General features: G+C 75.1%; 14 protein-coding genes and 1 pseudogene. 1 reads left to right on the top strand and 14 read right to left on the bottom strand.

From position 1 onward, the window contains the following. Positions 1 to 412: 412 nt before the first annotated feature. From J4709_RS50005 to J4709_RS49995, 4 genes and pseudogenes are all read right to left on the bottom strand, one after another. Positions 413 to 1,702 carry an HNH endonuclease signature motif containing protein gene (locus J4709_RS50005; RefSeq protein ID WP_208252566.1) on the bottom strand — a complete coding sequence of 430 codons (1,290 nt, stop codon included), beginning with the start codon at positions 1,700 to 1,702 and terminating at the stop codon, positions 413 to 415. A 395-nt stretch (positions 1,703 to 2,097) separates the two neighbouring features. Then, a complete protein-coding gene (locus tag J4709_RS54365) occupies positions 2,098 to 2,289 on the bottom strand; it encodes a hypothetical protein (RefSeq protein ID WP_232385289.1) in 192 nt (63 codons plus the stop codon). A gap of 148 nt (positions 2,290 to 2,437) precedes the next feature. Continuing rightward, positions 2,438 to 2,587, bottom strand: a pseudogene (locus J4709_RS56330) (nuclease-related domain-containing protein); the annotation flags it as partial. Between the two features lie 1,176 nt (positions 2,588 to 3,763). Then, positions 3,764 to 4,861, bottom strand: coding sequence for a cytochrome P450 (locus tag J4709_RS49995; RefSeq protein WP_307802151.1), 1,098 nt, complete (start codon positions 4,859 to 4,861; stop codon positions 3,764 to 3,766). A 196-nt stretch (positions 4,862 to 5,057) separates the two neighbouring features. Between J4709_RS49995 and J4709_RS49990 the strand changes: the two genes are divergently transcribed. Beyond that, positions 5,058 to 5,873, top strand: a complete 816-nt coding sequence (locus tag J4709_RS49990) for an SAM-dependent methyltransferase (RefSeq protein ID WP_208252563.1) — start codon at positions 5,058 to 5,060, stop codon at positions 5,871 to 5,873. Between the two features lie 22 nt (positions 5,874 to 5,895). On the opposite strand, the gene J4709_RS49985 is transcribed toward J4709_RS49990, so the two are convergent. From J4709_RS49985 to J4709_RS49940, 10 genes are all read right to left on the bottom strand, one after another. Next, entirely contained in the window at positions 5,896 to 7,008 is a 1,113-nt protein-coding gene (locus J4709_RS49985) for an alkene reductase (protein ID WP_208252562.1), read from the bottom strand. A 34-nt stretch (positions 7,009 to 7,042) separates the two neighbouring features. Continuing rightward, positions 7,043 to 7,927 carry an aminoglycoside phosphotransferase family protein gene (locus J4709_RS49980; RefSeq protein WP_208252561.1) on the bottom strand — a complete coding sequence of 295 codons (885 nt, stop codon included), beginning with the start codon at positions 7,925 to 7,927 and terminating at the stop codon, positions 7,043 to 7,045. A gap of 41 nt (positions 7,928 to 7,968) precedes the next feature. Then, the gene (locus tag J4709_RS49975; RefSeq protein WP_208252560.1) at positions 7,969 to 8,865 is read right to left on the bottom strand and encodes a hypothetical protein; all 897 of its coding nucleotides are present in this window, start codon (positions 8,863 to 8,865) and stop codon (positions 7,969 to 7,971) included. Beyond that, entirely contained in the window at positions 8,862 to 9,986 is a 1,125-nt protein-coding gene (locus J4709_RS49970; protein ID WP_208252559.1) for a hypothetical protein, read from the bottom strand. The genes J4709_RS49975 and J4709_RS49970 overlap by 4 nt, the downstream gene beginning before the upstream one ends. After that, positions 9,983 to 12,571, bottom strand: a complete 2,589-nt coding sequence (locus tag J4709_RS49965) for a hypothetical protein (RefSeq protein ID WP_208252558.1) — start codon at positions 12,569 to 12,571, stop codon at positions 9,983 to 9,985. The genes J4709_RS49970 and J4709_RS49965 overlap by 4 nt, the downstream gene beginning before the upstream one ends. Further along, positions 12,568 to 13,704 carry a hypothetical protein gene (locus tag J4709_RS49960; protein WP_208252557.1) on the bottom strand — a complete coding sequence of 379 codons (1,137 nt, stop codon included), beginning with the start codon at positions 13,702 to 13,704 and terminating at the stop codon, positions 12,568 to 12,570. The genes J4709_RS49965 and J4709_RS49960 overlap by 4 nt, the downstream gene beginning before the upstream one ends. Before the next feature lie 85 nt (positions 13,705 to 13,789). Further along, a complete protein-coding gene (locus J4709_RS49955) occupies positions 13,790 to 15,592 on the bottom strand; it encodes a hypothetical protein (protein ID WP_208252556.1) in 1,803 nt (600 codons plus the stop codon). Then, a complete protein-coding gene (locus tag J4709_RS49950; RefSeq protein ID WP_208252555.1) occupies positions 15,579 to 18,167 on the bottom strand; it encodes an AAA family ATPase in 2,589 nt (862 codons plus the stop codon). Before J4709_RS49950 ends, J4709_RS49955 begins: the two co-directional genes overlap by 14 nt. Further along, on the bottom strand, positions 18,157 to 19,530 hold the full coding sequence (locus J4709_RS49945; RefSeq protein WP_208252554.1) for a coiled-coil domain-containing protein: 1,374 nt from the start codon (positions 19,528 to 19,530) through the stop codon (positions 18,157 to 18,159). Before J4709_RS49945 ends, J4709_RS49950 begins: the two co-directional genes overlap by 11 nt. Further along, on the bottom strand, positions 19,527 to 19,781 hold a 255-nt coding region (locus J4709_RS49940; RefSeq protein ID WP_208252553.1), incomplete at its 5' end, for a hypothetical protein. The genes J4709_RS49945 and J4709_RS49940, both read right to left, overlap by 4 nt.

Raw genomic sequence — 19,781 nt, 5'->3', positions numbered from 1 at the left:
ACCTGTGGGGCCAGAAGTCGCTCGTGGCCAAGGCTCCGGATCACGGCAAGGGGAGCCAGACGTTCGGGGAGCGCCAGGACTATGTGCGCGACGGGTGGTGGGTGCTGCGCGGTGGGCCCTGGTGCGTGGGGCGGGGTGGTTGGATGCTGAGCCGCCGCTGGAGTGTCGGGCGGAAGCGTCGGGGCCGCTCTTGATGGGGCAGCGCCCCGGTCCCGCCAATGACAGGCCGTCGCTGATGTGCCCTTCATGAGTGCGGCGGGACGGCGCCCCGAGCGCGGTGCGGTCGCGATGAGGGTGACGGCGAGCGTGGTGTCGATGAGGCGGTGCTCGAACGTGGGGCCTTGTGGCGGGCACGCATGCTGGCCGCCCGGCTGTGTTGCTGCCGGGCGGTCACGCGAAGGGTGTGGGGTGGTTATGCGGCCCAGTTAAAGGTGGTGCCGGGTGGTCCGGTCCCGTCGGGTGGGCCGATGCTTCCGGGTGGCTCGTTTCCGGTTCGGGGTCGGGCGTCCCGTGGTGGGAGTAGCCGGTAGACGTAGCGCCCGTCTGGGTCTTTGGTGATGTGGATCTGGTCGGGGGTGGTGTGTTTGAACCGGTTGTGCCATCCGCAGGTGAGGGCGAGTTGATCGATGTCGGTGGGTGACTTGCCGAGTGCCCATCCGCCCACGTGGTCCACTTCGCACAGCGTCCCCGGCGTCTCGCATTCGCGTACCGCACAGGTCGGATAGAGGGTTTCCAACACCTGGCGTTGGGCTGCGGAGGCGAACCGTTCGCGGTGGCCCAGGTAGAGCGGGGTGTTGCCTCGTCCGAGGAGCAGGGGTGACACTCCGGCCGCGAGAGCGATGCGGCGGGCTTGGGCGGCGGGGATCGGTGTCCCGTCGGTGAGGCGGGCCGGAGCGTTCCCACCGGTCAGCGTCTCAAGGTCGCAGATCACCGTGACCTTGGTGGCCTTGTGGCCGCCCGAGAGCACGCTCGACAAGGCTGCTGCTGTCCGCTCCGCGACGTCTCGGTGGTCGTCGGGTCCGGCCGGCTTGGCGAGTGGGGCGAGGGTGCCGTCCCAGATCGCGGCGTCTTCGGGGTTCAGCCAGCCCTTGATGTACCGGCCGCCGTCCAGGGAGCGTGTCGTCGTGATCCACGACTTGTCGTAGCCGTGCTTGGTGTCTGCGTCGGGGGCGTCCTCTGTGCTGTCGCGTTCGGCGATGATGTCGCGGATCCGCTGCCCGAACGAGGCGACCTTCCCGGCCGAGAAGCCTTGATCGGCCATGTCCAGGAGTGTGGTCTCTGCCTGGGTGCAGTCGGTGTCGTCCAGGCGTGCGACCGAGTCGGCGATCGTGGTGGCGTACCCGTAGGAAAGGTCTCCGGCCGCCAGGCGCTTGGCGACCTGCGGGATCCGGTGCCGCTGGCGCGCGAGGGTCAGCCGCTCCTTGGCGCGGCTTTCTCGCATGCCGAGCTTGGAGCGCAGCCATGCGCGGGTGGAGGGGTATCCCCACCGCTGCTGTTCTCCGGCGGCGTCCACTCGGCCGATGAGAGTCGCGAGGGCGCTTTCTTGAAGATCGGTGGCGGCTGCGAGTGTCTCGGCCAATTCCAGGGACGCGGCGGCTGATTCGGGGGCTTGTCGGGTGGCGAGTTCAGTGGCGATGGTTGAGAGCGCGTTCACCAGTTCCATGGTGGACGCGGCCCTCAACCCGACCGTCACTGATTGCATACGTAAAGAATACCATGCGTGACGGACAATCGAACCTGTGAGCGGGCATTTTCCTGGGGTTGGATTTCCGAACCGACTCCGCCTCGGCAATTTGCCCGCCTCCGGCCATTTATCTATTTCGTCCCTTGACTGGCGGCTCCCTTCGTCCCTTACGGAAGGGGGTGGTGGGGTGGCGCGACCCGGGGCGGGGCAGGCGGAGCCTGCCCCTAACGCTGCCTCAGGGGCCGCAGAGGCTCCAAAGTCAAGGGTGGACGAAGTCCATCGCGCAGCGACGCCGAAGGCGCCCTTGACTTTGGAGGGGCGGCCCCGTACGCCAGCGCCACCCCACCACCCGAACACCATCTCGCCCCAAGACCCGCACACCCGACCGCCGTGAAGAGAGCACTTTTGGGCGCTCAGCGCTGCCAAGTGGTCGGACGGCGAGCGGCCGTGTGCACGTCGGCGACCTGCTCAGGGGTGAGGACGCGGCCGCGGCGCCGCAGCCAGCGGCGGAAGGCACGCACGTCTCGGAGGACGGCGACGTCCTGCGGACCGCCATTGCGGACGGTGAAGCCCTTCGCGCCGACGAAGACGACGACCGGTTGCACCGGGACGTGGCGTCCGACGGCGTCGGCGAGGAGCTTTCGGGCGCGCTTGGCTTCGTGGCCGGGAGTTGCGGAGGTAGTCGACCTTTGTGCCGCCGACCATCATGCCGTTCTCGGCGACCCAGACCTTGCCGCGCGTGCTCTTGGTGTTGATGGTGACAACACCGAACGGGCCGATCAGGACGTGGTCGATGTCGGCACCGCGGCGTCCGACGGGGACGGCGTGCAGGACGTGCCAGCCGTGCTTGCGCGCCCATTTGTCGAGCCTGCCGCCGATGACGCGTTCGGCCTTCGCGCCCACTGCGAAGTCACGGGCCTCGGTGCGAAAGCCGAAGAGTGCGGCGAGCCGGGTGCGCCAGTCGCGAAGTTCGTCGGCGCGGGCCTGTGCGGCGGCGCCTGGCCGGTTGAAGGCGAGGTCGATGTCCGGTTCGTTCGCGGTTGGCGGCCGACCACTGCGTGCCGCTGGTGGCCGTGCACCTTCGGCTAGTGGACGCCCATTGCCTGCGTCTGGTGGCTGTGCGGCGTCAGTGGTTGGTGGATGGCCGCCGCCCGCGGCTGGTGGTCGTGCAGTGTTTGCAGTTTGCGGACGCCCACCGCCCGCGGCCGCTGTTTGTGCGGCGCCTGGGGCCGGTGGCTGTGCAGCGTGTGTGGCGGGGGGACGGCCACCGCCCGTGGCAGGCGCCTGTGCGGGGCCTGCAACTGGTGGCCGTCCGCCGCTCGTCGTCGGTGGTCGTGGAGCGCTTGCGTCTGGTGGTTGTGCGGCGCCTGCGGCTGGTGGGCGACCATCGCGCGCTGCTGGTGTTCGCGGAGCGTTCGTGGCCGGTGGTTGTTGCGGCGCCTGCGGTTGGTGGTCGGCCGCCGCCTGCCGCCGGTGGTCGTGGAGCGCTTGTGGCTGGTGGCCGTCCAGCACCTGCGGTTGGTGGTGGTGCAGCGCTTGCGTCTGGTGGTTGTGTGGCGCTTGTGGTGCGTGGTTGGCCAGTGCGCGCTGTTGGTGCTCGTGGAGCGTTCGTGGCCGGTGGTTGTGCGGCGCCTGCGGTTGGTGGTCGGCCGCGGCCTGCCGCCGGTGGTCGTGGAGCGCTTGTGGCTGATGGTGGAGCGGTTGTGGCTGGTGGTCGGCTGGTGCCGGTGGTCGGTGGGTGGGTGGTGTCTGCGGGAGGTGGAGTGGGCTCGGCGGGTTGTGGGGGTGGTTCGCCTAGGGTTTGGCATTTGGTGCGGACGGCGTCCCAGAATGGCGCCGCCAGGGCGGGGGCGGTGAGTTCGTGGCGGCCCGTCCGGACGTCGTACCAGCCGAGTTTCGCGTCGCCAAGGGAGACGTAGATGCGCAGGTGACCGTAGCGGCGCCAGACCTTTGTTTCGAGACCGTCCACAGGCGCCCCTTACTCGATCATTGACCGACTCTGGCACCTTATGTCGCGGCGGTGTCGCGGTGAAGGGCTTCCGGGGCGCCGGAAAGGCGGCGGCGCCCCGGACGCGCGGGTCAGCGGCGCGCGGTGATGCGGGTGGGGAGCGTGGCGAAGCCGCGGTCGTTGGAGGAATGGATGCGCTGCGCGCCCGCCTCGTCGATCTCGTAGTCGGCGACGACTGCGGTGACCTCCTGCAACGCGATCCGCGCCTCGAGGCGGCCGAGGTTCGCGCCGAGGCAGTGGTGGCGGCCGTTGCCGAAGGCGAGGGACGCGCTGGTGTCGCGGTCGAGGTCGAAGCGGTCCGGGTCCGGGAAGACGGACGGGTCGCGGTTCGCGGCGCCGGTGAGCAGCAGCACCTTCGCGTCGGCGGGGATCGTGACGCCGTGCAGCTCGATGTCCCCGGTGGCGGTGCGCGCGAGGACCTGCGAGGTCGGCTCCCAGCGGAGCGTCTCCTCGATCCAGTCGTCGATGCGGCCGCCGAGGGCGCGGGCGCGCTCGGCGGGGTGCAGCCAGGCGGCGTGCCAGGCGTTGCCGAGCGTCAGCATGGTGGTCTCGATGCCGGCGCCGACGAGCAGGATCAGCACCCCGACGACCTCCTCCGGCGTGAGCCGGTCGTCGCCGTCGGCGGCGTCGAGGAGGCCGGACAGCAGGTCGCCGCTGCGCTCCTTCGACCGCTCGATCGTCAGCTCGGTGTAGTAGCCGACGAGCGCGCCGATCGCCTGGAGCGCCTCGGGCGGCAGGTCGTCGCCCTCCTCGCCGCGGTACATGATCGCCATGCCGAGGTCGCGGACGAGGCCGCGGTCGGCCTCCGGGACGCCGACGAGCTCGGAGATGACGTCCGTGGGGAAGCGGCCGGCGAAGTCGGTCATCAGGTCGAAGGAGTCGCCGTCGAGGTGCTGGCGCAGGCACTCGCGGGCGATCTCGCGGATGCGGGGTTCGAGCTCCTGGACGCGGCGCTGGGTGAAGGCGCGCGAGACGAGGCCGCGCATCCGGGTGTGCTTCGGCGGGTCCATCGCGACGAAGGAGAAGAACTTCTCCGCGTCCGGGCCCCAGAACGCGGGTTCGATGCGCAGGCCGTTCCGGCTGGAGAAACGCGCGGAGTCGCGCAGTGCGGACAGAACGTCATCGTGCCGGGACAGTGCCCAGAAGCCGTCCGTTTCGCTGTGATACACCGGTGACTTCTCGCGCATTTCCGCGTACACCGGGTAAGGGTTTTCCTGAATCGCGAAGTCGAAGGGGCTGTAGAAGGGATCCACGGTGTGCCTTCCCGGGTAGGCGATGCGCGCTGGACCGATCCTGCCACGCATAATGGTGTCCTGCCATTTCACTTCCGTCGCGGTTTCGCGGCGGGCGACGAAGCGAGGCCGCGTGGACGCTGAGCGGGTTCCGCCGGGCATCGACCCGACGAAGGCGCATCCCTCGCGCAGGTACAACTACTGGCTCGGCGGCAAGGACAATTTCGCGGTCGACCGGGAATCGGCGGAGATGGTCGCGTCGGCGTTTCCCACGGTCAGCCTGTCGGCCCGGGAGAACCGCGCGTTCATGCGCCGGGTCGTGCGCCATCTGGCGGGCGAGGCGGGGATCGGGCAGTTCCTGGACATCGGGACCGGGTTGCCGTCGGCGGGGAACGTGCACGAGATCGCACAGGCGATCGACCCGTCGGCGCGGATCGTGTACGTGGACAACGATCCGATCGTGCTGGTGCACGCGCGGGCGCTGCTGACGAGCGAGCCGGAGGGCCGGACGGCCTACATCGACGCGGACCTGCGCGATCCGGAGAAGATCCTCGCGGATCCGGAGCTGCGCGCCACCCTGGACCTGTCCCGTCCGGTCGCGCTGATGCTGGTCGCGACGATGCATTTCATCACCGACGACCACGACCCGTACGGGATCGTCCGGCGGCTGCTCGGCGCGCTGCCGTCCGGCAGCTTCCTGGTGATGACGCACGCGACCGGCGACTACCTGACGCCGGAGGAGTACGCGGTGAACGTGGAGGCGAACGAGCGGAGCGGGGTGCCGTTCCGGCTGCGCAGCCACGAGGAGTTCGCGCGCTTCTTCGATGGGCTGGACCTGCTGCCTCCGGGCGTCGGGTCGGTGGTGGAGTGGCGTCCGGAGGAGCCGGCGGCGGACCGTCCGGCGGTCGAGGACGTGTCGATGCTGTGCGCGGTCGCCCGCGTCCCCTGACCGCCGTGGCGGAAGGGCCGGGTCACGGCGCCGGGACGAGGGTCTCGGCGAGGGCGGGGTAGTCGGTGTAGCCGGTGGGGCCGCCGACGTACATCAGGTACCGGTCGCGGACGGGGTTGAGCGGGGCGCCGAGGCGGATCCGGTCGACGAGGTCGGGGTTGGCGAGGAACGGGCGGCCGAGCGCGACGAGGTCGGCGCCGGCGGCGAGGAGCCGTTCGCCGGCGCGCCGGCCGCCGTCGTCGGGCACCGTGTCGCCGAGCACCGGGTTGCCGATGAGGACGCCGCGCCAGCGCCGCCGGATCTCCTGGAAGACCGCCGTGCCGGGGTCGGCGTGGACGACGTGCAGGTAGGCGAGGCCCTCGCTGTCGAGCGCGTCGACGAGCGCGGGGTAGATCGCGTCGGTGTCGCCCTCGTCCATGCCGTTGGCGGTGCCTCCGGGCGAGACGCGCAGCCCGACCCGTTCGGGTCCGATGGCGGCGGCGACCGCTTGGACGACCTCGACGACGAACCTGATGCGTCCGGCGACGGAGCCGCCGTAGGCGTCGGTCCGCCGGTTGGTGTCCTGCCCGAGGAACTGGTGCAGCAGGTAGCCGTTCGCGGCGTGCACCTCAACGCCGGCGAAGCCCGCCGCGATCGCGTTGCGGGCGGCGTCGGCGAAGTCGGCGACGGTCGCGCGGATCTCGGCGGGCGTCATCGCGCGCGGGACGGCGGCGGGCCGGTGGCCGCCCGGCGTGAAGATCGTGCCGGGGAGCGGGACGGATGAGGGCGCGAGGGGGGTGAGGCCGCTGGTCGCGGGGTGCCCGACGCGTCCGCCGTGCTGGATCTGCAGGAACATGCGCCCGCCGGCGTCGCGGACGGCGCCGGTGACGCGCCGCCAGCCGGCGACGTGCGCGGCGCCGTGGATCGCGGTGATGTTCGGGTAGGTCTGCCCGACCGCGTTCGGGGTGGCGGCCTCCGCGATGATCAGCCCGGCGGACGCCCGTTGCGCGTAGTAGGTCGCCATGAGCGGCAGGGGGACGCCGTCGGACGCGGCGCGGTTGCGGGTCATCGGGGCCATGACCAGGCGGTTCGGCAGGTCGAGGGCGCCGGAGCGGAACGGCTGGAGGAGCGGGGAGTCCACTGCTGTGTTCGTCATGCCGCCACGGTAGAACCTCACATCGGTGTCAGAATCAACCCCCGAGGACGGATCGGATCGCGTACCGGGCGTTGGCCGAGATGACCGGGTTCGTCGCACGGTAGTACGGCAGCTGGATCACGGCCATCGACAGCGCCCAGCCGCGCCCGCGCAGCCAGGTCGGGTCGTCGGCGTCCACCGCGTCCCGGAACGCCGGCCGCGCGCCGGGCGGCAGCAGGTTCCACGCGGGGATCAGGTCGCAGGCGGGGTCGCCGACGCCGGCGGTGGCGAAGTCGAGGACGCCCGACAGGCGCCCGGCGGCGTCCACCAGCAGGTTGCTCGGCATGAGGTCGGAGTGCAGCCAGCAGGGCGGGCCGGTCCAGGCGCGGGCGCGGAGCGACTCGTCCCACGCCGCGAGGATCGCGTCCGCGTCGAACGGCTCGTCGGTGCGGCGCAGGTCGTCGACCGCCGAGCGCACCCCCGCGTCGACGCCCGACAGCGGGCCGCCCCGGTAGGCGGCGGGCCCGTCGGGGATGCGCGTCTTGCGGAGTGCGCGGACGAATCCGCCCAGGTCACAGGCAAGATCGACGGTGGCGTCCCCTTCGGCGGGCGGCTCGCCGTCGAGCCACTGGTGCACCGCCCACCGCCACGGGAAGCCCTCGGCGGGACCGCCCGTCCCCACGACGGCCGGGATCGCGACGGGCAGGCCGGGCGCCAGCTCCGGCAGCCACCGCGTCTCGTGCTCCAGCGCCCGCACCCCGCCCGCCGTCAGCGGCAGCCGCACGGACAGCGCGGACCCGAGCCGGTAGACGGCGTTGACGGTCCCGCCCGACGCGAACCGCTCGACGGGCAGCCCCGCCCACTCGGGGAACCGGCCGCGCACCAGCCGGCGGACGAGGGCGGCGTCCGTCTCCACCTCGTCGGCGTGCATCTTCGCCATCGGCCCAGCAGACCCGACGCCGGTCCGGGCCGTCAATCGGATTAGGTGAGGGGCAGGACGCGGCGGGCCTCGGCGTGGGCGTGGTCGTGGATCTCCAGGGCGGAGGCGAGCGCCGCGTCCAGGTCTTCAAGGGTGCGTTCGACCAGGTCAAGGGCATCGCGGGCACGCTCCAGGCCCGACGACTCGACCAGGGAGCCGCGGGCCAGGCCGTCCAGCAGCGCGCGGTCGGCGTCGCGGTAGAGGGCGAGCGCGGGCATCAGCCGGTCGGCGTCGGCCTTGAGGGCGGTGAACCCGTCGGCGGCGGCCGCCAGCTCGGCGGTCCCGGCCTCGACCGCGGCGCGTTCCTCGGCGAGGCGGCGGCGCGTGGTGGTGAGGTCGGCCTCGGCGCGGGCCGCCTGCTCGACGGCCTCCCTGACCTGCCCGTTCAGCCGGTCGAGCTGCGCGCCGGTGAGGCGGAGCAGGGCGGTGGCGGACGCGTCGAGCCCGTCCTCGGCATCGCGGGCGGCGTTCAGCTCCGGCAGCCGGGCCTCGAAGGCGTCGCGCTGGGCGCGCAGCGCGTCCAGGTCGGCGCGCAGCGCGTCCAGCCGGTGCAGCTCGGCCAGCTCGGCGCGGACGGCGGCGTGCTCGCCGGCGGTCGCCTTCATCGCGTCGGCGACGGGCCGCAGCTCGGCGAGCCGGCGGCGGTCGGCGGCGAGGTCCGCGCGCATCCGGGCCAGCTCGGCGGTCGTCTCCTCGAAGTGCGCGACGAGGTCGCGGCCGAGGTCGCCGCCGCGGGCGAGGGCGGGCAGCGCCTCCAGCAGCTCGGGCAGGTCGTGCAGCGCCTCGTCCAGGCCGGACACGAACCGCAGCGCGGCGAGGTCGTCGCCCGGCGGGACGGCGCGGGCCTCCGCCAGCGCGGCGGCCAGCGCTGACTTCAGGGCGGCGAGCGCATCGGTCATCGGGCGGGCCTTCCGAGCGGGACGGGCACCGGTTCGGCGTCCGGCGCGAGGGGGAACAGCGCCACGACGGGCCCGCGCGTCGCGGCGCGCAGCCCGAGCCGGTACGCGCCGGGCGGCAGCGCGGCGGCGCGGCAGGGCGCGGGCCGGCCGTCGACCTCGACGGGCAGCGTGCCGGCGTCGTCGAGCATCAGCGACGGGACGCCGAGCGCCGGCTCGCGGCGGTGGCACAGCAGCAGGTCGCGGCCGTTGAGGGCGGCGAACCGGCCGGGCCGTCCCGGCACGCCGATCTCGGCCTCGGCGGGCAGCCCGTCGCGGATCCGGTGGATCGGCAGCCGGACGTCGGGCAGCGGCGCCTCCCGGAACACGCCGCCGGCGAACAGCGCGGCGCCCTCCACGGCCGCGTGCGGGCCCGGCCGCAGCGCGCCCGGCAGGGCCTCGGCGACCAGCGGGAACCCGGCGAACCCGCCGGTCAGCACCGGCCGCGCGGACCCCGCGGACCAGCGTCCGGCGAGCGCGGCGATGCGCGCGCCGACCGGCTCGAACGCCTCCAGCAGCGCGCCCGCGGTGACCTCGACGTCGCCGGCGCGGACCGCGAGCGCGTTGCGGAACAGCGCCTTCTCCCGCGCGGTCGCGAGGACGGCGGCGAGCCGCTCGGCGTGCTGCGCGGCGGCCGCCGCGAACTCCCGGCCCCGCCCGGGCGCGACCGCCGCGGCGAACGCGTCGCCGCCCGCGGCGGCGTCGAAGGCGCCGTCGACGAGCCGGACCGACTCACCGGACACCTCGCACAGCCCGACCCCGGTCCCCGACGCGCCCGCGTCGCACACCAGGTACCGGCCGGGACCGGTCCGCGCGGCGGCGTGCGCGGCGACGGCGGCGAACCGGCCGACCAGCGTCGCGGGCCCCACCGGCAGGACGGTCGCGTGCAGCAGCTCCTGCCGCGCCAGGCCGGCGCCGTGGTCGCGCCAGTGGTCGGGCACCGCGCAGGTCACCGGACCGCCCGCCCCGGCGGCGCGGGCGAGCACCCCGGCGAGCGCGTCGGGCGGCGGCGTCGCGAGCACCGCGAGCCCGGCGGCGGTACGGATCCGGGTGGTGGCGGTGCCGATGTCGAGCGCGGTCGTCATGACTGCCTGCCGATGGGCCACCGGCCGGGCTTGGACGCCTTGAGCAGCCGCTGCGTCCAGTCGGAGATCCGCTTCAGCCCGGCCCGGGTGTCCTCGCCGATCAGCACGTCGCTGTCCTCGTCGGGCGCGGCGGTCGCGTCGATCAGCTTCAGCCAGAACCCGATCTCGTCGACGGCGGTGTCGGCGGCCTGCCCGCGCAGCGGCGAGGCGACGCCGTCCAACCGCGCGAAGGCCCGGGCCAGCTCCAGCGCGTGCCGGCCCGGGTCGGGGACGTCGAGGCCGGCGAGCGCGGGCCGCAGCTCGCTGATGATCCGGACGAGGGTCCCGGCGGTCAGCCCCGGCATGCCGCGCAGCAGCATCGGGGCGATCTGCGCGGTCGGGACGCCGCGGACCATCTCCTCCGCGCACAGCCGGCCGACGTGCGCGGGGGAGGCGTCCTGCGGCAGGTTGTCCAGCACCGTCATGAGGGGCTCCTTCGCGAGTTCCGGGAAGCGTTGCGCGGTCTCCTGCCACCACACCTGGTACTGCGGGAGGGAACCGAGGTACGGGACACGCGCGCGGGCGGCGAGCAGCGCCTTGGACAGCGGCCGCCCGTCGGCGGCGGGCCCGGCGGCGAGCTCGCGGACGAGCAGCACGACGGCGTCGGCGCCGCCCGGCGACGCGGCCCAGCCGCCCGCCTTCAGCCAGTTCGCGAGGGCCTGGCGGCGCCCGTCGGGACGCCCGGCCGGCATCGGCCGCGACCATACCGAGTGGAATCCGTCCCAGTAGCCGCCGTGGTCCGCGGCGGACCCGCCGGTCACGTGGTGCGGCGGGGCGCCGAGCCACAGCAGCAGCCCGTCCAGCGCGCCGCGGTCGGCGGGCCCGGACGCCTGCGCCTGCGTCAGCCGGACGGTCAGCAGCGTCCGCTCCCCGGGCGTTGTCTTCTCCAGCGCGGTCAGCCAGCCGGTGAAGCCCGGCAGGACGTACCGGAGCCGCCGCAGGCTCGCCGCGAGGCCGACGAGGTCGCCGACGCAGGCGGGGTCGTGCCCGGCGAGCGCTTCGATCTGCTCCGGTCCGATCGGGGCGAGGGGGGCGAACAGCAGGTTGCGGAACAGCCCGAGCAGCGACGGCGGCAGGTGATGCGTCAGCCGCTCGTACCACGCCTGGAGCGGCGGGTTCTCGCCGAACGCGAGCACCCCCATCAGCGAGCACACGACGCGCGGCGAGCCGGCGAGGGCGTCCAGGGCCAGCGGCCACTCCGGGCCGTCCGGGGTCACCGACCGCGGCCCGACCACCGTCCGGACGACGCGTGCGGCGACGACCGCGCCGCTGTCGTCCTCGCCGCGCCTGGCCGGGGCGGCGAGCGCGGCGAGCAGCTCGTCGGCGCGGCCGATGGCGTCCGCGACCTCGAAGTACGGGACGACCTGCCCGGCGCGCTCCTCGGTGGTGCCCTCCGAGCCGCCCCAGACGAGCCCGCGGACCCGCGCGGTCAGCTCCCGGAACGGCTTGTCGACCGTGCCCGCGACGGCCGTCCAGCATGCGCGCAGCAGCGGGACGTCGCCGGGCACGCACTCCTGGATCAGCGCGTAGAGGATCTTGCGGGCGGCGGCGTCGCCGAGCTCCCGGTACCGGCCGCCGCTCAGCAGTTCCCGCAGGTCGGCGGGGTCGTGGTCGCCGCGCTCGACGGCGTGCAGGACCGTCACCGGCCAGTCGAGCGCGCCGAGGATCCGCACCGCGGCGGCGGGGTCGGCGTCGGTGAGCGGCTCCCGGTACCGGGCGAGGTGCGCGACGACCTCGGCGTGCGAGCGGCCCCGGTCCCCGAACAGGTCGGCGAGCATCGCGGCGTACGCGCGCCCGGGGGTGTCGTGCTCGGGGAGCCGCGGTGTCCGCCACTCCAGTTCGGTGGTGCGTTCGCGGACCTGCCGCGCGAACGCGAGCGACACGTTGCGGTTGCCGCTCTGGTCCCAGGTGGCGGCGCTGAACCGGGTGCGCCAGCCGTAGGGGAGGAGGGCGGCGACGGCGTCGAGGAACGCGAGGCGGTCCTGGGCGGTGAGGTCGGGTGCGCCGGTGACGGTGACGGGGCCGTCCAGCAGCAGCGCCGCCGCCGCGGCGACGCGCTGGACGCCGAACCGTTCGATCGCCGCGGCGGGACCGGCCGGGTCGAGGGCGGGAACGCGCAGGTCGAGGCCGTCGGCGGGGAACGGCGGCGCCGCGGCGGCGAGGGCTTCGCACAGATCCGTGTAGGAGGTCGGGGCCGCGCGCAAAGCTTCGTACGGGACGCAGAGGTAACGGGTTTCGGCAATTGGACGGCCCGCGCCGTCGGCCTCGCCCGTCCAGTCCTCCAGGGCGATGCCGATGCGGGTGCCGTCGTCGGCGCCGCGCACCTCGCTGATGGTGATCCACGGCAGCGCGGCCGGTCCGGACCGTCCCGGCGACGGCGTACCGAGCGCGAAATGCCGCAGGATGTGCGCATAGTCGGCGGCACTGAAGTCCGGGCCGCCGCAACCGGTCACCCGGTACTCGTCGTAACTGCCCGGCGGCTTGCCGCGGACCGCCCACCCGGTCCGCAGGACCGCCGCGCGCTGCGAGGGCGCCTGCTCCGTCACGGCCGGCCCACGTTCCCGGCGAGCCACATCACCGGCTCCAGCACGTTGATCGGCGCGACGTCCCCGCGGATCCGGAACCGGTCCTCGCCCGCCAGGCCGTCGCCGCCGTCGGACTGCTCGGCGATGTTCAGGTAGTCCTCCGGCTGGAACCGGTTCTCCAGCGGGTCCCGGTAGAAGCCGATCGCGGACGTCACGAAGTACCGCGTCCGGGACTCCCCGAAGTGCGAGCGGATGCCCCTGAGCAGCGAGTTCACCGGGTCGTGCGCGTGCGTCCCCCGGTACAGGTCCTGGAAGAACTCCAGCGCCCGCGTCTCGTCGACGCTCGGCATCCCGAAGATGCTCGCCGGCGGCGTCACGTAGCCGAGCCGCACGGCCCGCTCGTACACCTCCGGATGGTCGAACTTGGTGATGCAGACGGCGAGGTGGTGCGGGAGCTTGTGGTCGACGCCGCTCGTCCCGGCCAGCTCGGAGATCTGCAGGACGGTCCGCTGGAAGAAGGCGTAGGCGTCGTTCATCTCCCGCTCGCGGGTCGGGTCGAACAGGAACAGCAGCCCGTCGCAGCCCGCGAGGTGCCGGACGAGCCGCTCCTCGGCGTCGCCCCCGCCGCCGCCGTCGCCGGACCCCCCGTCGCCGTCCCCGGCGGAGCTGCTGAACCGCAGCCCGGACGACGGCTCGGACGTCGCCCGGTCCTCCGGGCGGCTGCTGAACATGCCGCCGGGCGCGTCCATCATGTCCAGCATCACCGTGTACGGGACGGGCCGGCGCCGCTTGAAGCGCAGCCTCCCCTCGGTCGGGCGCACCTTCCTGACCTGCGTGCCGTGCAGCTGCCAGGCGAGGTTCGGCGGCAGCTCCCGGGTCGCCGGGACGAACCGCCGCTCGATCTTCAGCTGCCGGGTGGTGTCGGCGAGGAACTCGGTGGACGCGCGGTTGCAGCCGACGAGCCGGACGTCGTGCCCGCCCTCCTCGGCGGCGATCCGCAGCGCCGCGAGGAACGTGGTCTTCCCGCAGGTCGGCGCGCCCCACAGCCCGATGCGGCGGGGCCGCTCGGGCGCGGGCGGCGGCGGCGCGGCCGGCGCGCCGCCGGCGGCGGGCTCCTCGGACCGTGCTTCGTCGGGTGGCGTCGGTTCGGTCATGCCGGGCCTTTCACGGGGTGCTCAAGGGACTGTGTGCTCAAGGGACGGCGTTCTCATGGGACGGCGTTCTCATGGGACGGCGTTGTCATGGGACCAGGGGGAACGGCAGTGGCGGCGCCTCGTCGTCGGGCAGGACGCCGAGGACCTTGGCGAGCCCGGCGGCGTCGACGGAGTCGAGGCCGGTGCGGTGCGCGGCGCCCAGCACGTCCCATTCCGGGTCGTCGCGGCGCCGCGCGTCCTGCCCGGGGACGTCCTTCGGGGCGGGCTCGTCGGTCACCGCGACGAGCCGCACCCCGGCCGCCTCCAGCCGCGCGACGGAGTGCCGCCAGTTCAGCCGGCGCGGGCACGGCTCGACGGGACGGATGACGTCGCCGTGGCCGCTGCCCGGATGCGGCGGGCGGCCCGCGACGGTCAGCAGGATCCGGGAGCGGCCGTCACGGGGGCCGTGCAGCAGCGCGGCGGCCCGGTCGAGCGAGTCCTCCAGCGGCGCCGCGCGCGCGCCGAACGGGCCGGACGGCGCGTCCGGCAGGTCCGCGAGCGTGCGGGCGGCCTCGTCGGGCGCCTGCAGCGGCCCGCCGGACACCACGTCCCGGTTCTTGTGCTTCGGCTCGATCGGATGGTCGAGGTGGCCGACGACGGCGACGCGGGCGGTGCCGCCCAGCTCGTCGCCGAGCAGTTCGAGCAGGTCGGCGACCAGGTCGCGGCGGCGGCGGGCGGTCTCGGCCCGGCCGCCGAGCTCCAGCACGCACACCAGCTCGGTCGCGAACGCGGCGGACGGCAGCCGCCGCGGGACGCGGCGCAGCAGGTCCGGCCAGGCGGGCGCGGCGTCGTCCACGGTGTCCGGTTCGAGGAACCGGAGCCGGCCCGGGCCGTCCAGCGCGATCCGGACGAGCCCGGCCGCGCCGCGCGGCATCCGCGCCGTCACGATCCGGACCGGTTCCGGCGGGTCGTCCCAGGTGACGACGGCGAGCGCGGTCTCCTGGCCGGCGCCGCCGGGCGCCCGGCGCACCCGCACCTGCGCCTCGTCGCCGGCCCGTGCCCCGGCCGGGAACAGCGGCAGCCGCACGACCTCGGCGGCGCCGTCGCCTGGCCGCGCGCGCAGCGCCGCCAGCCCGTACGGGCGGGCGATCGGCCGCTCCGCGGCGATCCGGTCCAGCAGCGCCGCCGCGTCCGGGGCGCCCGCCGCGATCCGGACGTCCGGCAGCAGGCCGGTGAACGCCCGCACGACCGCGTCCGGGAACGGCATGCCGGGCAGCCCCGACATCACCGCCGTGTCGACGGACGTGCAGTACCGCCGCACGAGGTCGCCGACCGCGCCGCCGATCGTCGCGTCCGCCCACGCCGGGTCGATGCCGGACGGGCCGCCCGCGAGCTGGAACCGGCGGTGCGTAGCGTCCCGCGGCAGCCCCGGCAGCAGCGCCGACCACGGCACCGCCGCCAGCTCCCGGTACCCGAGCGGGCCCGCCGCCGGGACGCCGCCCGTCACGAACAGCCGCAGCCCGGCGTCCTCGACGGCGACGACGACGAGCGCGCGGTGCGGGCCGAGCGCGTCGAGCACGGCGCCGAGCGGCGGGCGGGCCGCCTCGCGCAGCGCGGCGACGTCCCGCCGCGCCTCCTGCCACTGCGCCTCCGCCGGCCTGCCCCGCAGGTGCGGCGCGTACGGGAGCCAGTCGTCGCCGGCGCGCGCCGCGGCCCGCAGGTCGAACTCCAGCCGCGCCGCCGACAGCGCCGCCTCCGCCGCGGCCCGGTCGGCGCGGCCCGGACGCCACGGCCCGGCGAGCGTCCACCCGCACAGCGTGCACCGCACGTCCCGCCGCGTCGCCGCCGCCTCCACGGCGGCGGCGTCGATCGGCACCGCGCAGAGCGGGCAGCGGTCAGCCGAGTTCATCGGGCACGTCCTCCGGGAGCAGCAGGTTCAGCATCCGCGCGTCGGCGTCCGGGCGGTCCACCACCCGGTCGGCGAGCCGCGCCTCCATCCGCTCCAGCAGCCGGCGGACGGTCCGGCCGTTGCCGAACCCGGGCCGCCGCGCCGCGTCCGCGAGCCACGCCCGCGCCGCCGGCAGCGTCGCCGGATCCAGCTCGTAGGCCTGCCGCTCCGCCATCGACCGCAGGATCGCCAGCAGGTCGTCCACCTCGTAGGCGGGGAACGCGATCGTCTCGCCGAACCGGGAGCCGAGGCCGTCGTTGGCGGCCACGAACCGGCGCATCGGCTCGGGGTAGCCGGCCGCGATCACCGCGAGCCGGCCGCGGTGCCGCTCCATCTCCTCCACCAGCGTGTCGATCGCCTCCTGGCCGAAGTCGTTGTCGCCGCCCGCCGCCAGCGCGTACGCCTCGTCGATGAACAGCACCCCGCCGAGCGCGCGCTCCACGGCCCGCCGGGTCAGCGGCGCGGTCTGCCCGACGTAGGACGCGACGAGCCGCGACCGTCCCGTCTCCACGACGTGGCCGCGCTCCAGCAGCCCCAGCTCCTTGAAGATCCGGCCGAAGTGCCGCGCGACGGTCGTCTTCCCGGTGCCGGGCGGGCCGACGAACAGCAGGTTCGGCGCGACGACCTCGCCGTGCCCGCGCAGCCGCCGCAGCCGCAGCCGCTTCACCAGCACGTCCGCGCTCCGCTTCACCGGCGCGAGCCCGATCATCGCGTCCAGCTCGCCGAGCAGCGCCGCGGTGTCCGCCGGGCCGGGGCGCGCGTCGCGGCGCAGCCGTTCCGGCAGGTCGCGCGGCTCCAGCGGCAGGTCGCGGGCGTCCTTGACGCGCCGCGCCCACCGCGCCGCCGTCTCCTGCGTGACGTCCCGGACGGCGCGCGCGTTGCCGAACCCGCGGGCGCGCGTGCGGTGCAGCTCCGCGACCGCCTCGCCGAGCGCCGTCTCGAACCCCTCGCCCCACGCCATGCCCATCGGCCCGAGCTGCCGCGCCGCGATCTCCGCCAGCTCCGGCGGCCCGTAGTCGGGGAACGCGATCACGTTCTCCGGCGGGAACCGGCTGCGCAGCCCCGGGTTGGCGTCGAGGAACTCCTGCATCTCCTCCGGGTAGCCGGCGACGATCACCACCAGCTCGGCGCGGTCGTCCTCCATCCGGGCGAGCAGCTCGGTGATCGCCTGCCGGCCGAACCCGTCCGCCTGGTCGCTCAGCTCGTACGCCTCGTCGATGAACAGCACCCCGCCGAGCGCCCCGTCGATCACCTCGCGGGTCCTGATCGCCGTCTGCCCGACGAACCCCGCCACGAGGTCGCCCGCCCGCACCGACCGGACCCGGCCGTGCCGCAGGATCCCCAGCTCCCGGTACAGGTCGCCGACGATCCGCGCGACCGTCGTCTTGCCCGTCCCCGGGTTGCCGGTGAAGACCAGGTGGTGCGACACCGGTTCCGCGCCCGCCGGTGGCCGGTACCGCAGGCCCTCCAGGTGCCGCTTCACCGGCTCCAGGCCGACCAGCTCGTCCAGTCGCCGCATCACGTCGCCGTCCGCGACCGTCGCCGCGATCCAGCCGTACCGGTGCAGCCGCTCCTGCCCGAGCGGCGTCCCCTCCGCCGCCATCCGCCGGCCGAGCCGCCGCTCCCACGTCTCCAGCGGGACGTCCTGCGCCGCCATCGCGCGGACCGTGCCCTCAAGCCTGGTCCAGTCCTCGATCCGCAGGTTCCGCTCGATCCTCAGCCGGTGGACGAGGCGGGCCAGCTCCGCCTCGCCGGGCGGCCGCAGCAGCCCCGGACGCGCCGGACGCCGCTCCTCCGCCTGCACCACCTGCACGAGTCCCGGCAGGTCACGGCTGCCTTCGGCGAACGCACGGACCTCCGCGAGCGACGCCCCGCCGAACACCAGCACGCAGATGTTGCGGCTCCCCGGACGGAACTCCAGCCACCGCTCCAGCGCCGCCGCGAACGGCGCCCGCGCCTCCTGCCAGCGCTCCAGCACCTCCAGCTGCTCGACCACCACGGCCGTCGGCGTCGACTCGTCGCGCATCAGGCTGCGCAGCATCCGCACCGCGAACGCCCCGGACATCGCGCGGCTCTCCGCCCGCGCCGCGGCGGCGGGCGGCCGCCGCAGCCTGCGCCGGCCGAGCGGGCCGCTGAACCCGGGCCGCATCACCGACGCGTCGCCCTCAGGCTCGCCCTCCGCGTCCGGGTCGGCGGGCAGGCGCCGCGACGCCGCGTCCCGGACGGTCAGCGTCGCGTCCAGCGAGAAGAACACGATCCGCTCGTAACCGGCGTCGTGCAGCGCCTCCCACAGCGCGCTGCCGAGATCGTGCTGCCGGTACAGGCCGTCCACGAACGCGTCCTTGACGCCCGGCCCGTACAGCGGCAGCACCGACTCGCCCTCGCGCGCCGCGTCGCGCAGCGCCCGCAGCCGCTCGGGCACCATGTCGGCTGGTTCAAGGTCGGCTGGTTCAAGGTCGGTCGGTTCGAGGCCGATCGGTTCGGAGGCGGCCGGTGCGGGGGCGGCCGGTGCACGGCCGGGCCGGTCAGCGCTCATCGGCCCCTCGGGCGCGCGTGCTCGGCTGCACCAGCGGGTTCCGGCCGTCCTGCCCGCGGGCCGCCGGACGGGACAGCGCCGCGAAGTCGCGCAGCGCCGGATCGGGCTCGCCGCCCTCCTCCGCCGGCTCGCCCGCGTCCAGGCCCTCCGCGCGCAGCGCCCGGCTCACCGCCGCCGACCGCTCCCGCCGCGCCGGCTCGTCCGGATCGTCCTCGTACGACAGGATCCGCAGCGTGAATCCGGCGCCGTCGCCGCCGTCCGGCGCCACCTCCACCACGACCTCGCCGCCGTCCGCGCGGTGCCGCAGCCGGCTGAAGAACGCGCGCCGCTCGTCCCCGGCCGCGTAGGTGTTGCCGGACCAGGCGAACCCCTGCCCCTCCAGCACCGCCACCACCTGCTCGGCGACGTTCACCCGCAGCTGCGACGCGACGATCCGCTCCGCGGCCCGCTCGACCAGCGCGTCCAGCCGCCCCTCGTACTCCGGCGCCGCCTCGGCGATCAGCGCGCGCAGCTCCGCCGCGTCCAGCGGGCAGGCCGGGCCGGCGACCAGGTCCACCTGCCGCGCCACCTCGTCGCGCAGCGCGCCGAGCGCGCCGTCCGTCCAGTGGTCGACGTCCAGGACGGTGCCCGGATCGGCCTCCGCGACCGGACGCTCCGCGTTCTCGTCGATCGTCGCCGCGACGGTCCGCAGCGCGGCGAGCGCCTCCGCCCGCAGCGCCTCCCACTCCAGCGCGAGCCGCTCCACGTCGGCGCGCAGCTCGCTCAGGTCGAGGTAGAGGTCCTGCACCTGGCTCAGCGAGTACCCGGCGGCATGCGCCTCCAGGTTGGCCCGCGCGACGTCGAGCCGGGACGCCAGCCGGTCCAGCCGTCCCGGCGCGAACCGGTCGTGCGGCAGCGTGCCGCGGATCGCGTCGTGCATCGTCCGCGCGTCCTCGAACAGCCGCCGCGCCGCGGCCGCCGCCGCGTCGCTCTCGCCGCGCAGCTCGCCGACCCGGGCGTCCACCGACGCGAGCCCGGCGCGCCGTTCCGCGCGCTCGCGGGCGATCTCGGCCGCGAGCCGCTCGCCCTGCTCCGCCAGCTCCTTACGGCCCTCCGCCAGGCGCTTCCCGTGCTCGCGCAGCCGCCGGCCGGTCTCGTCCTCCAGCCGCTTCGCCTGCTCGCTCAGCCCGGCGAGCGCGCGGTCCGTCCCGTCCTGCCGGGCCGACGCCTCGCGCCGCGCCCGCTCCACGTCCTCGCGCGCGGCCCGCTCCACCTGCCGCAGCAGGCGCGGCATGTCCCGCCGCACCTTCGCCAGGTCGCGCGCCGACGCCTGCGCGTCCCGCCACGCCGCCGCGTCCACCGAGATCACCTTCGCGCCGCTCATCGGGGCTCCTCGCCGCTCGTGCCCTCGCCTGCCGTGCCGGTGCCGGTGCCGGTGCCGCCGCCGCGTCCGCCGCGGCCGAAGCCCGCGGCCAGGGCCCGGGGCGGCACGCCGACCAGCAGCGCCTGCCCGCCGCGGACCCGCACCTCCGCGCGGCGCGGGCCGCCGGCCAGTTCGCCCGCCGCGCCCGCGAGCCGCCCCGTCAGCTGGTGGATCCGCTGGTTGGCGCTGCCGCGCAGCCCCCGGTCGTCGTC

Source organism: Actinomadura violacea (genome assembly GCF_017573465.1).
Taxonomy (GTDB): domain Bacteria; phylum Actinomycetota; class Actinomycetes; order Streptosporangiales; family Streptosporangiaceae; genus Spirillospora; species Spirillospora violacea.
This window is presented reverse-complemented; position numbering and strand designations above follow the sequence as displayed.